Below are 15,392 nucleotides of genomic sequence, written 5' to 3' on the forward strand. Positions count from 1 at the left end.
GGGGCGTCAGCGTCCCGATCCGGCCCGTGCGTCAGAACCCCTTCTTCAGCGACACGAACACCTGGCGCGGTGCACCGGCCAGCAGCGTCTGGTTGTCGCCGCTGGCGGTGAAGCCGTTCGAGCCGATCGTCGAGATATAGCCCTTGTCGGTCAGGTTGGTGACGCTGCCCTCGATCGACACGCCGTGAAGCGGACCGTCCCCCTCGAAGCGGTAGCCGATGCTGGCATCGACGAGCACGCGGCCCGGCACCGACTGGTCGTTCAGATAGGTGAAGTAGCGCTTGCTCATATAGTCCGCGCCGACGCGTGCGGTGACGCCCGACTGTTCGAACACCATCTCGCCCTTGACCATGTGCTCGGGGCTGTCGACCGCGGTCTTGCCGTCGGTCGCGACCAGCACGGCACCGCGCGCGTCGAGCACGTCGTCGGCATATTGCGAGTTGTTGTACGAATAGCTCGCGAACAGCGACAGCGGCGTGAACACGCGGTAGGTCAGCGCGACCTCCGCGCCATAGGTCCGGACGCTGCCGACATTGTTGAGCGTTGCCGGGTTGCCGATGATCCCTGCGCCATTGGCAAAGCCGAGCAGCCGGTTCGAGAAGTCGATATAATAGCCGACCGCCGAGGCCTGGACCGGGCCCTGGCGGAAGCGCAGCCCGCCTTCCGCGGTCTTCGACCGTTCGGGCTTCAGCCGGTCGCGGATCGCGTTGAACCCGGCCTGTGTGGTCGAGAACGGCCCGGTCGTCGCCGACGAGACATAGGCGCGGACGTTTTCCTTATAGTCCGCGAACAGCTCGGTTCCGGGCGCAAGCTTGAACAGCAGCCCGGCCTGGGGCTGGAACCAGTCCTTGGCGGAGATCCGCCCGACCGCGAGCGGCGAGGTCGTCGCGGGCAGCATGATCGCACGGTTGGTGACGGTGAAGCCCTTCCACCCGGCATTGAGCGTCAGCCGGTCGTCGGCGAGGCGGAGCGTGTCGCCAACATGATACTGGATCGTGTCGGTGGTGTATTTGCCGTCCCATTGCGTCGCATAGGGATTGTCCTGGAACTTCAGCACGTCGCGGTTCGGCGTCGCGGTATCGGTCATGCTGTAGAAGCGGCGCGCCTGGGTGAAGCTGTTGCTTTCATACCAGCCGCCGAGTTCGAGCGTGTTCGCGCCCGTTTCATAGGCGAGGTTGCTGAGCGCGCCGCCACGCTTGATCGCATATTCGGTGGTGCGGAAGCCGAGCGGGCTGGCGGCGGCGATCGGCGTGCCATCGGCATTGGCGGCGCCGGCCGGGGTCGGCGAATAGGGCGTGATCCACGATCCCTGGCCCTTGTTGTCGTGATAATAGCCGGTGGTCCTGAGCGTCAGCCCGGGGGTGAGGTTGGCGTCGAACGTGACCCCGCCCAGATAATCGCGACGGACGCCCGCGGCGTCGAAATAGACGTCGTCGACGGTGCCGATCCCGGCCGGAAACGCGGTGCCGACGCCCGCCCAGGGCTGCGCCGCGCCGGCCGCTGCTGCCGCCTGGTTCTGCGCGACCTTCGCGATCTGCAGCGCGAGCGGATAATTGTCGGCGATGTTGTCGTTGCCGAGCCCCCGGCGGCGGATGATGTCGTAGCTCAGATCCTGGTAATCCTGCTCGCGCCGGTCGGAGAAGTTGAGGAACGCCGACAGGCTGCCGAGGCTGCCAAGATCCTTGACGATCTTGCCGTTCGCCTGGTGCTGGCGCTGGACGCCCGCGCCCTTCCACTTGTCGGTGGTGAGAAAGCCGTAGCTCAGATAGCCCTTCAGCCCGCCGCCGAGATCGCCGCTGTCGATCCGCGCGAAGCCGCGATAGGTGTCGTTCGAGCCATAGGTGCCGCCGCCGGTGACGTTCAGCGTGTCGCGCGGTTTGTCGCTGAAGAATTCGATCGTACCGCCCAGATTGCTGGTCGAGGCGGTGCCGAGCGCGCCTGCGCCCTGCGCTACGTCGGTCCGCGCGACGTTTTCCGAAATGATCGCGCGGCTGATGTGCAGGCCGTTGACGTTGCCATAGCTCATGTCGCCGAGCGGCACGCCGTCGAGCGTGAAGCCGAGCTGGTTCTGGTTGAACCCGCGCAGCGAGATCCGGACCGCCCATTCATAGGCGCCGAACGGATCGGCCGCCTGGAAATTGACGCCCGGCAGCTTCTCGATCGCCTTTAACGGGCTCGACCCCGGCGTCAGCCGCGAGAGATCGGCGGCGGTCACGCTCTGCACCTGGCGGCTCTTGCCAAAGCCGAGCACGACGATCTCGTCACCCGGCGGCGCGTCGGCGGCGGGCGGCGCGACCGGCAGCGTCGCCGGGTCGCCCGCGGTCTGCGCGGCGGCGGGCGCCGTGACCGCGATCGCGACCGTGGCGACGCCCGTGAGCAAGGTGGAGAGATAGGTCATGAAGCGTCCCCTTGGCCGCGACCGCGCAGCCTCGGGGGGATCCATTAACCAGATCCGTGACGTGGGCGCGTCGTTACGGTGACGGTTCGATGTCGCCGCCGCGATGCGCCGTTGCAGCCCGCGCATCCAGTCGCGCATTCTTTTCACTTATCGCACAGTCGCTTGGGACCTATCGGGCCGGGTGAATGCGTTGTGCATCTTCGTGCACGCGAAAGATCGTCACAGAACGATCGCCAACAGGGACTTCGACATGACTGCCTATCGTACCGCGCTGGCGCTGGCCGCCTCGACCCTCGCCTTCGTGGCCGCGCAGGCCGACGCGCAGGTCGCGCCCGCGCCCGCGCCGGCCGAGGCCGCGCCCGCCGCCGCCGGCGCTGACGGCGCAACGCCGGTTGCGCAGGACGAGATCATCGTCACGGGGACGCGCGCGGTCGGCCGGTCGCGGCTCGACAGCGTGTCGCCGGTCGACGTGCTGAGCGGCGCGTCGCTCCAGCGCCAGGGCACGACCGAGCTCGGCGCCGCGCTGTCGGCGATCGCCCCGTCGATCGACTTCCCGCGGGCGTCCGCGGTCGACGGCACCGATGCGATCCGCCCGGCGACGCTGCGTGGCCTGTCGCCCGACCAGACGCTGGTGCTCATCAACGGCGTGCGCGGCCATACCGCGGCGCTGCTCAACATCGGCGGTTCGGTCGGCCGTGGCTCGGCGGCGGTCGATCTGAACACCATCCCGACCGTCGCGCTCGACCGGATCGAGGTGCTGCGCGACGGTGCATCCGCGCAATATGGCTCCGATGCGATCGCGGGCGTCGTCAACCTGCGGCTGCGCGAAGCCCGTTCGGGCGGCGGCGCGACGGTCAATTACGGCTTCTACAACACCGACATCGACACCGCGCGCGGCAGCCGCAGCACGACCGGCGAGCATGCCGTGACCGTCTCGGGCTGGCAGGGGCTGGGCTTTGGCGAGGACGGGTTCCTGACGCTGTCGGGCGAATATCTGAACCGCCAGGCGACCAACCGCGCCGATTTCGATCCGCGCGTCACTCCGACCCGCGTCACCGGACGCTTCGGCGATCCGCAGGTCGAGCAATATAGCGTCTTCGCCAATGCCGGCACGACGCTGACGGGCAGCTGGGGCCTCTATGGCTGGTTCGGCTATCAGGACCGCGACACGCGCAGCGCGGCCTTCCCGCGGCTGGCGAGCGCGACGACCGCGCTAGCGGGCTATCCCGATGGCTTCCTGCCGCTGATCAATACCAAGTCGCGCGACATCAATTCGGCGGTCGGGATCAAGGGCGAGGTCGCGGCCTGGAGCGTCGACCTGAACGTCAGCTATGGCCGCAACAAGATCGGCTTCCGCACGCTCAACTCCGCCAACTATGCCTATGGCGCCGCGACGCCGCAGGACTTTTCCGACGGCGCGCTGATCTATGGCCAGCTGGTCGCCGGGCTCGACGTCAGCCGCAAGCTCGACGTGCTGCAGGGCCTCAACGTCGCCTTCGGGCTCGAGGCGCGGCGCGAGAGCTTCGAGATCCAGGCGGGCGAACGCGCCTCCTACACCACGCCCGTGACGGGCGCCGTCGCGGGCGCGGCGGTGGGGGCGCAGGGGTTTGGCGGCTTCTCGCCCGACAATGTCGTCGACCGCAATCGCCGCAACTTCAGCGCCTATCTCGATCTTGAGGCGCAGGTGACCGACGCGCTGCTGATCGGTTTGGCGGGGCGCGGCGAGGATTATTCCGATTTCGGCTCGACCGGGACCGGCAAGATCTCCGCACGCTATGACATCGCGCCGTGGATCGCGGTGCGCGGAACGGCCTCGACCGGCTTCCGCGCGCCGGCGTTGCAGCAGCAATATTTCACGTCGATCTCGACCGTGATCCAGAATGGTGCGCCGATCCAGACGGGCACCTTCCCCTCGGTCAGCCCGGTCGCGGCGCGGCTCGGCGGGCTGCCGCTCGAGCCCGAGAAATCGACCAACCTGTCGCTCGGCACGGTGCTGCGGTTCGGCGGGTTCGACCTGACCGTCGACGCCTATCGCATCCATATCCGCAACCAGATCGGGCTGTCGGAGAACATCACCACCGCGGCGAGCCAGTCCCCCGAGGTCAATGCGCAGATCGCCACGCTGCTCGCCGGATCGGGCGCGACCGCGGCGCGGTTCTTCATCAACGGGCTCGCCTCGACCACCAAGGGCATCGACGCGGTCGCGCATTACCGCGTGCGGACCGTGGCGGCGGGCAATTTCGACCTGACGGTGGCGGGCAACATCAACGACGGAAAGGTGACCCGCGTCCCGACCTCGACCTCGACGCTCGACCCCGCGCCGACGCTGTTCGCGCGCAGCCGGATCCTGACGCTGGAGGACGGCACGCCGGGCGAGAAGGTCACCGGCTCGATCGACTGGTCGCTCGATCAGCTCGGCGCGCTTGCCCGCGTCACCTATTATGGTGACGTCAACCAGCCGGGGACGACGCCTGCCGCGGACGTGCACAGCGGCAAGCACGTCATCACCGATGTCGAACTGCGCTATCAGGCGACCAAGGGGGCGCAGCTCGGACTGGGCGTCAGCAACCTGTTCGACGTCTATCCCGATGCGACCATCACGCAGAACAACTCGACCGGCGTGATCGGCTTCCCCTATTACTCGCCGTTCGGCTTCAACGGCCGCTATCTCTACGCCCGCGCCGGGCTGAGCTGGTAGGTGATTCCAGGCCGCATCCTGCTGGGGGTCGCGCTCACGCTCGGCTTCGCAGGATGCGCTACATTGCCGCGGTTCCGGACGCTGCCCTGTGGCGGCGTCGACGCCGGAGATGGCGACGGGCCGCCTGCGACCCAGGTCTCGGCGTCGGGCGAACGCAGCACCACGATCGACGTGCTGACCTATAATATTGAGGGGCTGCAATGGCCCGCGCGGTCGGGGCGCGGGCGCGATCTCGCGGCGATCGGGCGGACCCTGCGCGATCTGCGCGCGGCCGGGACCGCCCCCGACGTGGTGCTGTTCCAGGAGGTCTTCTCGCGCGCGGCGGTGCGCGGGGTGGTCGCCACGGGCTATCCGTCGCTCGCGAGCGGACCGTCGCGGACCCGGCGCAGCGTCTATTCGCAGGACGACCGGCTGCCCGGGCGGGCCAAGCTGGCGAAGGGCGAGCTCGGCGTGCGGCTGATGAGCTCAGGACTGGTCATCGCCAGCCGCTTCGCGATCACCGGCGTCGCGCGCGATCCCTATTCGCGGCGGGCCTGTGCGGGGTTCGACTGTCTGTCGAACAAGGGCGTGGTGCTGGCGACGCTCGCGGTGCCCGGCGTTCCCGAAGGAATAGACATCGCCAACACGCACATGAATGCGCGCAAGGCGTCGAGGGTCGCCCCCGCGCGGCACCGTGCCGCGCACCGTGCGCAGACCCGCGAGCTCGAGGCGTTTCTCGCCGCGCGCCGCACGCCGTCGCGGCCGATGATCCTGGGCGGCGATTTCAACATGCGCCGCTCGCCCGCCCGGTTCGACGATTTCCGGCTGCATCACCCGTTCGGGCTGGTGCACGAATATTGCCAGGCGCGCGCGGCGTGCTCGGTGTCGCTGTCCTGGGACGGCGACGCGCCGTGGCTCGACACGCAGGATCTCCAGTTCTTTGCGCAGGGTACGCGCATCCGCATCGTGCCGGTCGCGGTCCGCGCGATGTTCGACGGCGCGCCGGGCAGCCCGAAGCTGTCCGATCATGACGGGCTGCTCGTCCGCTACCGGCTCAGCTGGACCGGCGATGCGCCGCCCGGCGGCGGCTGCCCGCGGATCGCCGAGCTGCGCGGAGCGGGGCGTCCAGCGGCGGGACAGGCGGATGGCCCGACCCGCGCGACGACCGGCGACAGATCCGCGCCGACCCGCTAGGACGGGCGCGTGACACCGCTTCGCCGCCTGCTCCGCGATCATCCTGCGCTCGCCGCATGGCTGGTCGTGGTCGCGCTGGCGATGAAGATCCTCGTGCCGGGCGGGTTCATGCCGGTCGTGGCGAACGGCGTGCTCACGATCCAGTTATGTGCCGGGGCGGGGCCTTCCACCCTCGCGACGGCGACGTCGCAGACGACGCACGCGGCGATGCCGGGGATGACGCATGATCCCGACAAGACGCAGCATGCGGGCCGCGAGATGCCCTGCGCCTTTTCCGGCCTGACGACGGCGGGGCTGGCCGCGGCCGATCCGGTGCTGCTCGCGCTGGCGATCGCGTTCGTCATCGCCACCGCCTTCCGCGTCGCGCCCCCCGTCGTCGCCCGCGTCCCCGAGTTTCTGCGTCCCCCCTTGCGAGGTCCCCCGGTCCGCAGGTGAGCGGTTGCCGGCGCGATGTCCCGAACGGGCCGCGCAGTGACCCGATGCGATGCCGACCCTGTCCGCCAAAGCGCGGGCCGGTGGCGGCTGCCCGCGACCCTTACATGACCCGGTCCCGACGGGACCCGGCCGCGTCCGACCAGGAATTCCCATGTCCCGATGCCATCTCATGGCGGCGATCTCCGCGATCGCCTGTGCCGCGCCGATCGCGGCTGCGCCTCTACCTTCCACCCAGGATGCCGATATCGCAGCCCGGCGCGCGGCGCTGCTGCGCGATCGTGCCGCGATCGACGCCGAACTGCGCCGCCTCGACGAGCCGACGGGCCCGGCGGAGGCGCCGCGGCGTACCGCCGCCGTGGCGATCGACGGCGACGATATCATCGTCACCGGAAACGCATTGTCGCTGACGACGCGCGTGACCGGGCAGACCGTCACGACGATCGACGACGCCGCGTTCCGCAACACCCCCGCGACGACGATCGCCGACATCGTCAAGCTGTCGCCCGGCGTCGTCGTCATCCAGGGCAACGGCCCGCGCGACGTCGGCGTGTCGATCCGCGGCTCGAATGCGCGCAACAGCTTCGGCGCGCGCAACATCCAGGTGTTCGAGGATGACTTCCCGGTTACCCAGCCCGACGGGTTGGCGCGGTTCGACCTGACCGATCCGCATGCTTACGGCGCGGTCGACGTGGTCCGCGGGCCGTCCTCCGCACGCTATGGCAATTACGCGATCGGCGGCGCGGTCAATTTCCGCACCCGACGCGGCCGCGACATCGACGGGGCGGAGATCGGCATCGACACGGGCAGCGACGGCTATGCCAATGTCTATGCGACGATCGGCGATGCCGGCGCGGATTTCGATTATGCGCTGTTCGGCAGCTTCGTCCGCGCGAACGGGTCGACCGGGCATACGGGGTATGAGACCGGCACGATCAACGCGCTGGCGACCTATGCCATTTCGGACCGCGACCGGCTGACCGCGAAGGTCATCTACAATGAGGGCGAATTCGCGCTCTCGACGCGGCTCTCGCTCGACCAGTATCGCGCCAATCCCTATCAGCGCGGCTGCGCGACGCGGGTCGGCGCGGCGGCGGGTTGCGGCACGATCTCGGTGCTCGCCAACGGCGTCAACGGCGCGCGGATCGCGCAGACCGCGGCCGAGGCCGACCTCGCGCGCAACGATCGCCGGACGATCGTCGGCACCCGCTACGAGCATGACCTGAGCACGACCGCGACGTGGCGGACGCAGGCGACGTTCGACAGCCGCGTCGTCAACCAGCCGACCAGCGCGACGCCGTTCAAGGGGACGCTCGACAGCTACAACATCACCAGCGACGTCACGCATCGCGGCACGCTGTTGGGGATGGCGGCAACGAGCTTTTTCGGCGTGTTCTACAATTACCTCGATAACCAGAGCTACAGCTTCAACAAGACGCCCGCGGGCCGCGATGGCATCGGCGCGCCGACCCAGACGGTGTTCGGCGACGTCCGCAATCTGGGCGCCCGCGCGCGCGAGGAGCTGAGCCTGACGTCGCGGCTCCAGTTCATCGCCGGCATCGGCGCGGAGCGATCGATCATCGGCGTGACGCAGACCGGCTATGCCTATCCGCTCGGCGCGAACCCGGTGCTGAGCGTGATCCCCGCCGAGCGCCATTTCTGGAACGTCGCGCCCGAGGCCTCGCTCGTCTGGCAGGCGATCGACGCGGTCCGCCTGCATGCGCGCGTCGGCACCGGCTATGGCATCCCGCAGGCCGGCGCGCTGTTCGTGACCGCGGCGGGGGTGCCGGGCAATAACGTGACGCTGAAGACCCAGCGCAACACCGGGATCGACCTCGGCGCCGAAGTCGCGCTCGGGACCAATCTGAAGGCGGAGGTGACGGGCTATTACGAATGGTTCCGCAACGAACAGGTCAGCCAGTCGGCGGGCGTCAACCTGCTCGCCTATACCACCAACGCGCCACGCTCGGTCCACCGCGGCGTCGAGCTCGGGCTCAGCTGGACGCCGCTGCCCGCCGTCCTGCCGGGCGCGCGGATCGATGCGAGCTACAGCTATAACGACCACCATTATACCGAATTCGTCGAGCGGTTGACGTCGGGCGCGGCGTCGGCGACGTTCGACCGCGCGGGTAACCGCATCCCCGGGGTCATCCCGACCTTCGTCAACGTCCGGTTCGGCTATGACCAGCCGGGCGGCGCGGTGGCGGGGCTGGGCGGGTTCGTCGAGCTGACCCACCGCGATCGCTATGCGATCGACAATGGCAATTTGCTGAGCGTGCCGGGCTATACGCTCGCCAATCTCAACCTCCATTATGATCCACCAAGGGGGGAGGGGGTGTGGTCGCGGCTGCGGCTGTTCGCGTGGGTGCAGAACCTGTTCGACACGACCTATGTCGGGTCGGCCTCGGTGATCGCGAACAGTCTGAACGCGGCGACCGGGCAGCAGAATCCGGCGGCCGTGCTCAGCACCGCAACCGGGTCGATCTATGCCGGTGTCCCGCGCACCGTCTATGCCGGCGTGAAGGCGCGGTTCTGATGCGTGCGATTACTCCACATTCCGCCGCTTCCGCACGTTCGGGCGGACCCGGCCCCGGCCGTGGCTGGCCGGGCTATCCGACGATCTGGCGCTGGCATTTCTATGCCGGGCTGTTCTGCCTTCCGTTCGTGCTGTGGCTGTCGGTCACCGGCTCGATCTACCTGTTCCGCCCGCAGATCGAGGCGCTGATCGATCGGCCCTATACGCATCTCCAGCTGGACGGCGCGCGCGCCTCAGCGGCGCGACAGGCCGACGCGGCGGTGCGCACGGTGCCCGGATCGGTGCTCCACCGCTATCAGTTGCCCGAGCGGCCCGACGAGGCGGTGCAGGTGATCGTCGGCGCCGGCACCACCGAGACGCGCGTCTATGTCCATCCGAACACGCTCGCGATCCTCCACAGCGTCGACGAGGACAGCCGGCTGATGCGGATCATCTTCCGCCTTCACGGCGAATTGCTGATCGGCACGCCCGGATCCTATCTGGTCGAGCTCGCCGCCTCCTGGGCGATCGTCATGATCCTGTCGGGGCTGGTCCTGTGGTGGCCGCGCGGCAGCGGGCTGGCCGGGGTGGTCTATCCGCGGCTGCGCGCCGGCGGGCGGCGGTTCTGGCGCGACCTGCACGGCGTCACCGGGCTCTGGGTATCGGTCTTCGCGCTCGCATTGCTCATATCGGGGCTGCCCTGGGCCGCGAGCTGGGGGAGTTACCTGAAGGCGATCCGGACGGTCACCGAAGGGCGGGTGGTCAGGCAGGACTGGTCCGCAGGGCAGGCCGCGGAGCTTCGCGCGCGCGGTGCCGCCGATGCTGGCACCCGCGCGATGGTGGGCGCGCATGCCGAACATGGCGGGATGACGATGGCGCATCCCGCGGTTTCGGACGTGCCGCTCGACCGGCTGATCGCGACGCTGCGCCCGCTTGCGCTCGCGCCGCCGGTCCTGATCGCGCCGCCGGCGGGCGCAGGCCAGCCCTGGACCGCCAAGTCCGATGCCGCGAACCGGCCGCTGCGCACCGACCTGACGCTCGACGGCGCTACGGGCGCGATCCTGACGCGCAAGGATTTCGCGCAGCGCCGGCTGATCGACCGGATCGTCGGTTACGGCGTCGCCGCGCATGAGGGGCAGCTGTTCGGCTGGGCGAACCAGCTGCTCGGGCTGCTGACCGCGATCGGGCTGGTGCTGGTGTCGGTCAGCAGCGTCGTGCTGTGGTGGCGGCGTCGGCCCGCCGACACGCTCGGTGCACCGCCCGCGCGGCCGCGACCGCGCGTCGCGGCGGGGTTCGTGGCGCTGCTGATCGTTCTAGGGCTCGCGCTGCCGCTGTTCGGCGTGTCGATGCTGCTGGTGCTGGTCGTCGAGCGGCTGGTCCTGCGCGACTGGACGGCGGCGCGACGCTGGCTCGGTCTGCGGTGATCCGGCCCGCTCAGCCCGCGGGCACGTTCCGCGACAGCACCGCGCCGACTTCCGCCGCGAACCCCGCCAGCGCCGCGGCGGTCTCGCGCCCGCTCAGCTGGCGCGGGCGCGGATCGATCGCGCACAGCGTGCCGTAGAACGATCCGTCGGCAAGCGTGATCGGGAAGGAGACATAGCTCTTGAAGCCATAGAGCGACGGCGCGGGGTGCGTCAGCCAGCGGTCGTTCGTCGACACGTCGTCGATGACGACGGCCTTGCCCGACTGGCGGATGTCGTCGCAGATTGTCGTCGAGATCCGCAGCTCGTCGCCGGGCGACATGCCGAAATCGATCTGGTCGAGGACCTGGCAGGCGATCCAGCGCGTGTCGGTGACTCGCGCGACCGCGACGAACCCCATGCCGGTCAGCGCCGCGACCTTTTCGAGGATCGCCCGCACGTCGCCATTGTCGCTCTCGAGCATGACGCTCTCGGCCAGTTGATCGTACATCCGCCCCATTCCCCGTTCGGCACACGATCCCCCCGGAGATCGCGCTGCTTACGCTACGGCAGATGTGGGCGCAGCGTGAGAATGCAAGGGCAGGGGTCAGTCGCCCCGCTCGACCAGATGCGTCAGGAAATTGGTGAGTTCGAGCCGCCGACCCGCCTCCTGCGCGAAATCCTCGCCGACGCCGAGCAGCCAGAGCAGCGACCGGCGGTCGGGATCGTCGTGCAGCGCGTCGAGCTGCGCCGCGCGCTGTTCGACATCGGCCTCGCGCTCGGCGAGCCCCGCCTCAATCAGGCTGCCCGCCTGGCGGCGGAGCGCGATCGCGATTTCGCGCGGGGCCAGTTCGGGGTGATATTGCACGCCCCAGAAAATCCCGCCGTCATGCCGGATCTCGGCCGCCTGGATCGCGGTGACCGCGTTGCTCGCGAGCAATGTCGCATCGTCGGGCAGTCGCTCGACCTCGTCGCCGTGGATCGCGGGCGCATCCCAGCTGTCGGTGCGGCCGGCGAGCAGCGGGTGATCGCGCCCCGCCTGCGTCCGCGTGATCCGGCGCGCGATCCCGGCCTCCATCGTCCGTGGCATCTTGCGGACGGTACCCCCCGCTGCGGCAACCGCGAGCTGCAGTCCCGCGCACGAGCCGAACGACGGTGTCCCCGATGCGAACACCGCACGCATGAAGGCGAGCTGGCGCTGCACCTCGGGCGAGTCGTCATAGACGTGGAGCGGCGAGCCGGTGACGAACACCGCGTCGAAATCGCCGATCTCGCCTGTCGTAAGCACGCGCGCGTCGTCGTCGGCGGGTGCGACGATCGTGATCTGCGCATCGGGCCTGAGCTGTTCGAGCGTCGCCGCATAGGTCTCGCCCGAGCTCTTTCCCGCATGCTCGCGGCGGGCGTCGCGCTGTTCGGGTGTTTCGCTTTCGGCCACTAGAAACTTCAGCACTATCAGTCCTCTGACCGCAAATGGCCGACAGGATAACGCGCGCGCTGGCGGTTCGCCCAAGACCGCAGGCAGATAATCCGCGCGCGTCCGTAACGACCTTCCCCGCCGGCTCCGTCGCGCAGGGTGCAGTGCAACAAAACCGCGTCGCGCGGAGTTGCCAGCCTCATTCCATCCTTCCTGAACCACGGAGACTGTCATGTTCGGACTTACCAAGAAGGTGCGCTACGCCGTCGTCGGCGGCGGGCAGATTTCGCAGCAGGCGTTCATGCCGGGGATCGCGCGGACCAATAATTCGGAAATGACCGCACTGGTCACCGGCGACCCGGTCAAGGCGGACAAGCTGGCCAAGCTCTACAAGCTCAAGGCCTATTCCTACGCGCAATATGGCGAGCTGCTAGCCTCGGGCGAGATCGATGCGGTCTATATCGCGACGCCCAATTTCCTGCACATGCAATATGCCGTCCCCGCGCTCGAGGCGGGCATCCATGTGCTGCTCGAAAAGCCGATGGCGTCGAGCGTCGCGGAGGCCGAGCAGATCATCGCCGCCGAGAAGAAGGGCGGCGCCAAGCTGATGATCGCCTACCGGCTGCATCACGAACCCGGCACGGTCGAGATGATCACGCGCGCGCGGGCGGGCGAGTTCGGCGACCTGCGCGCCTTCTCGTCGACCTTCATGCAGAATGTCCGCGAGGAGAATTCGCGCGGGCATAACGGCTATTGGGGCGGGCCCGTCCCCGACATGGGCACCTATCCGCTGAACGCAGTGCGCAACCTGTTCGGGCAGGAGCCGATCGCGGTCCATGCGGTCGGGACGAAGACGCCGGGTCGCCGCTTCAACTTCCACGACACCGTCGCGGTGACGCTGAAATTCGCCGACGACCGCATCGCACAGTTCACCGTCAGCTATGCGACCGCCTCGTCCGAGGGGTTCGAGCTGGTCGGCACCAAGGCGAGCATCCACGCCGCGCCCGCCTTCATGTTCGGCCCGACGACGAGCATCACCTATGTCGAGCGCACCGCGGACGGCAAGGAGAAGACGCACGCCTTCGATCCGGTCGAGCAGTTCGGCAACGAGACGCAGTATTTCTCTGACTGCATCCTCAACGACCGTCATCCCGAAGCCGACGGGCAGGAGGGCCTGTTCGACATGCGCGTGCTGGCAGCGGTCGAGCGTTCGCTCGAGACGGGCGAGACCGTGACGCTCGAGCCCGCGACACGCACGCGGCACGTGACCGCGGATCAGGCGCTCAAGCTCAAGCCCGCCAAGGAGCCGAGCGAAGACGCGATGATCAGCATCATCCCGCAGTCCGCCTGACCACCGGCCGCGCCGCCCCTCGGGGCGGCGCGCGCTTTCTCAGGCGCCGACCCCGCGTTCATGCGCCCAGACCACTGCGGCGCTGCGCCGGTTGACGCCGATCTTGGCATAGAGCCGCGCGACATGGTTGCGCACGGTGTTGCGTGACAGTTCGAGCCGCTCGGCGATCGCGGCATCGTCGAGATCCTGGCAGATCAGCTCGAGCACCTCGCGCTCGCGCTTGCTGAGATCGAGCAGCGGCGCGTCCGAGGCGGCGCCGGGGCGCGGGTTCCGCAGCGTCGCCAGCTTGTCCATGATCGACCGGCCGAGCCAGTTGGCGTCCTTCATCACCGCCTCGATCGCCTCGACCAGCTCGAGCTCGCCGCGCCGCCGCGCGGTAATATCCTGATAGAGCCAGAGCACGCAGGCATCGCCGTCGATCCGCATGTTTTCGGCGGAGGCGAGACAGTCGAGCGCCTCGCCATTCTTGTGGAGCAGGCGGACGTCCTGTCCGCGGAACCCGCCCTGCGCGCGGATCTCGGTTTCCAGCTGTTCGCGCTGGCCCGCATCATTCCACAATTGCAGGTCGTCGGCGACCCGACCGATCACCGCGCGATCGTCATAGCCGGTCAGCGTCTTGAACGCCGCGTTCACCTGCAGAATGCGATTGTCGTCGGTCTGGGTCACGACCATCGCCACCGGCGCCATCTCGAACACCGCGGCGAAATGCCGCTCGCTCGCCTTCAGCGCATGCTCCGCGCGCCGACGCGGTTCGAGGTCGGCGAAGGTGAACAACAGGCAGTCGCGGTTGCCGACCTCGATCGGCTGCCCCGCCAGGATGACCAGCGTCGTGTCGCCGCCGGCGAGCGGCAGCTCGGCCTCGAGCTGTGGCACGACCTCGCCGCGCGCGACGCACGCCTTGACGAACGCCTTGCGCTCGACATCGGCGAGAAAGTCGAAATCGAACAGCGTCTTGCCGATGATCGCGTCGCGGTCATAGCCCGACAGGTCGAGAAACCCCTGATTGACCAGGACGAAACGCTGGTCGGCGATGCGGATGATCAGCGCGGGGGCGGGGTTGGCATGGAACATCGCCTCGAACCGGTCCTCCGCGTCGAACCGCTCGGACACGTCGCTGATCACCAGCGCGAGGCAGTCGGGCTCGCCGCCATCCTCGTCCATGACGATGTCACGGACCTGATGGACCCAGCATGGTTCGTCCGCATCGCGCGGCGTGACTTCGACGATCAGGTCGGGGAAGCTCTCGCCCGCGAGCAGCCGGAGCAGCGGATATTCGCGCCGCGGCACCTTGCGCCCGTCGCGGTAGCGCAGGGCGAACCGCGCGGCATAATCGTCCGCCGTCGCACCCAGCTCGCCGACGCCGCGGACGCCGTGCATCTTGAGCGCGGCGGGGTTGGCGCTCAGGATCACGCCGGTCGGGTCGATCAGGATCACCCCTTCGAGCAATCCGGCCATGAGCTGTTCGAGATGATGCAGGGTGGGCGCATGCAGCGGCTTGCCGGGGGTACTGGTCATGCCTCCTCAGCGCTGGAGCGCACGACCGGTTCCGTCACGGCCAACCCCGACCTACCAACCGGACTAGTGCCCCTATACCAATGTCACAAAGCACTATGCGCGGCCGAACTGAACGTTAGCAGCACCCGGTCCGTTGAGCAGCCTGTACCAGTATCAACAGGAGCCTCATCATGAACCTCATCATCCTTCTCGTCGTCGGCGGACTCATCGGCTGGGTCGCCAGCATGATCATGCGGACCGACGCACAGCAGGGCGTTTTCCTCAACATCGTCGTCGGCATTGTCGGCGCGTTGCTCGCAGGCTTCCTGATCACGCCGCTCATTGGTGGCGCCTCGATCATGGACGGCGCGCTCAACATCCAGTCGATCCTGATCTCGCTGGTCGGTGCGGTGATCCTGCTCGCGATCGTCAACATGGTGCGCCGCGGTTCGGTGCGCTGATGAGGGGAGGGGCGGCCGCATCACGCGGCCGCCCTTCGTCGCATATTGATCTCGAT

General features: G+C 68.5%; 11 protein-coding genes. 7 read left to right on the forward strand and 4 right to left on the reverse strand.

The window, feature by feature from the left end; translation table 11 throughout:
• Positions 1 to 31: 31 nt before the first annotated feature.
• Positions 32 to 2,398 (reverse strand): TonB-dependent receptor, encoded by a 2,367-nt coding sequence (locus tag C8J24_RS12075; protein WP_208620950.1) that lies wholly within the window; start codon positions 2,396 to 2,398, stop codon positions 32 to 34.
• 250 nt (positions 2,399 to 2,648) lie between these two features.
• Between C8J24_RS12075 and C8J24_RS12080 the strand changes: the two genes are divergently transcribed.
• The 5 genes from C8J24_RS12080 (at position 2,649) to C8J24_RS12100 (ending at position 10,640) form a co-directional block, all read left to right on the forward strand.
• The gene (locus tag C8J24_RS12080) at positions 2,649 to 5,096 is read left to right on the forward strand and encodes a TonB-dependent receptor plug domain-containing protein (RefSeq protein WP_107932547.1); all 2,448 of its coding nucleotides are present in this window, start codon (positions 2,649 to 2,651) and stop codon (positions 5,094 to 5,096) included.
• The gene (locus C8J24_RS12085; RefSeq protein WP_107932549.1) at positions 5,097 to 6,269 is read left to right on the forward strand and encodes an endonuclease/exonuclease/phosphatase family protein; all 1,173 of its coding nucleotides are present in this window, start codon (positions 5,097 to 5,099) and stop codon (positions 6,267 to 6,269) included.
• A 9-nt stretch (positions 6,270 to 6,278) separates the two neighbouring features.
• Positions 6,279 to 6,704 carry a DUF2946 family protein gene (locus tag C8J24_RS12090; protein WP_244180650.1) on the forward strand — a complete coding sequence of 142 codons (426 nt, stop codon included), beginning with the start codon at positions 6,279 to 6,281 and terminating at the stop codon, positions 6,702 to 6,704.
• Positions 6,705 to 6,855: 151 nt separating this feature from the next.
• Complete coding sequence (locus tag C8J24_RS12095) at positions 6,856 to 9,237, forward strand: TonB-dependent receptor family protein (protein WP_107932551.1); 2,382 nt, start codon at positions 6,856 to 6,858, stop codon at positions 9,235 to 9,237.
• Positions 9,237 to 10,640, forward strand: a complete 1,404-nt coding sequence (locus C8J24_RS12100; RefSeq protein ID WP_107932553.1) for a PepSY-associated TM helix domain-containing protein — start codon at positions 9,237 to 9,239, stop codon at positions 10,638 to 10,640. Before C8J24_RS12095 ends, C8J24_RS12100 begins: the two co-directional genes overlap by 1 nt.
• A gap of 10 nt (positions 10,641 to 10,650) precedes the next feature.
• On the opposite strand, the gene C8J24_RS12105 is transcribed toward C8J24_RS12100, so the two are convergent.
• Together C8J24_RS12105 and C8J24_RS12110 are read right to left on the reverse strand one after the other, a co-directional pair.
• Positions 10,651 to 11,127 (reverse strand): GAF domain-containing protein, encoded by a 477-nt coding sequence (locus C8J24_RS12105; protein ID WP_107045184.1) that lies wholly within the window; start codon positions 11,125 to 11,127, stop codon positions 10,651 to 10,653.
• Positions 11,128 to 11,223: 96 nt separating this feature from the next.
• A complete protein-coding gene (locus C8J24_RS12110) occupies positions 11,224 to 12,066 on the reverse strand; it encodes a type 1 glutamine amidotransferase (protein ID WP_107932555.1) in 843 nt (280 codons plus the stop codon).
• A gap of 196 nt (positions 12,067 to 12,262) precedes the next feature.
• On the opposite strand from C8J24_RS12110, the gene C8J24_RS12115 reads away from it, so the two are divergent.
• The gene (locus C8J24_RS12115) at positions 12,263 to 13,381 is read left to right on the forward strand and encodes a Gfo/Idh/MocA family protein (RefSeq protein WP_107932557.1); all 1,119 of its coding nucleotides are present in this window, start codon (positions 12,263 to 12,265) and stop codon (positions 13,379 to 13,381) included.
• A 39-nt stretch (positions 13,382 to 13,420) separates the two neighbouring features.
• On the opposite strand, the gene C8J24_RS12120 is transcribed toward C8J24_RS12115, so the two are convergent.
• Positions 13,421 to 14,896, reverse strand: coding sequence for a helix-turn-helix transcriptional regulator (locus tag C8J24_RS12120; RefSeq protein WP_056680612.1), 1,476 nt, complete (start codon positions 14,894 to 14,896; stop codon positions 13,421 to 13,423).
• A gap of 170 nt (positions 14,897 to 15,066) precedes the next feature.
• Between C8J24_RS12120 and C8J24_RS12125 the strand changes: the two genes are divergently transcribed.
• The gene (locus C8J24_RS12125; protein WP_031393553.1) at positions 15,067 to 15,336 is read left to right on the forward strand and encodes a GlsB/YeaQ/YmgE family stress response membrane protein; all 270 of its coding nucleotides are present in this window, start codon (positions 15,067 to 15,069) and stop codon (positions 15,334 to 15,336) included.
• Positions 15,337 to 15,392: the final 56 nt, after the last annotated feature.

The organism is Sphingomonas aerolata, from assembly GCF_003046295.1.
GTDB classification, from domain to species: domain Bacteria; phylum Pseudomonadota; class Alphaproteobacteria; order Sphingomonadales; family Sphingomonadaceae; genus Sphingomonas; species Sphingomonas aerolata.

What these genes read in the sequence shown, in the direction of transcription:
- C8J24_RS12075 (WP_208620950.1), bottom strand. Translation starts at nt 2,398, where the DNA reads ATGACCTATCTCTCCACCTTGCTCACGGGCGTCGCCACGGTCGCGATC.
- C8J24_RS12080 (WP_107932547.1), top strand. Translation starts at nt 2,649, where the DNA reads ATGACTGCCTATCGTACCGCGCTGGCGCTGGCCGCCTCGACCCTCGCC.
- C8J24_RS12095 (WP_107932551.1), top strand. Translation starts at nt 6,856, where the DNA reads ATGTCCCGATGCCATCTCATGGCGGCGATCTCCGCGATCGCCTGTGCC.
- C8J24_RS12100 (WP_107932553.1), top strand. Translation starts at nt 9,237, where the DNA reads ATGCGTGCGATTACTCCACATTCCGCCGCTTCCGCACGTTCGGGCGGA.
- C8J24_RS12105 (WP_107045184.1), bottom strand. Translation starts at nt 11,127, where the DNA reads ATGTACGATCAACTGGCCGAGAGCGTCATGCTCGAGAGCGACAATGGC.
- C8J24_RS12115 (WP_107932557.1), top strand. Translation starts at nt 12,263, where the DNA reads ATGTTCGGACTTACCAAGAAGGTGCGCTACGCCGTCGTCGGCGGCGGG.
- C8J24_RS12120 (WP_056680612.1), bottom strand. Translation starts at nt 14,896, where the DNA reads ATGACCAGTACCCCCGGCAAGCCGCTGCATGCGCCCACCCTGCATCAT.
- C8J24_RS12125 (WP_031393553.1), top strand. Translation starts at nt 15,067, where the DNA reads ATGAACCTCATCATCCTTCTCGTCGTCGGCGGACTCATCGGCTGGGTC.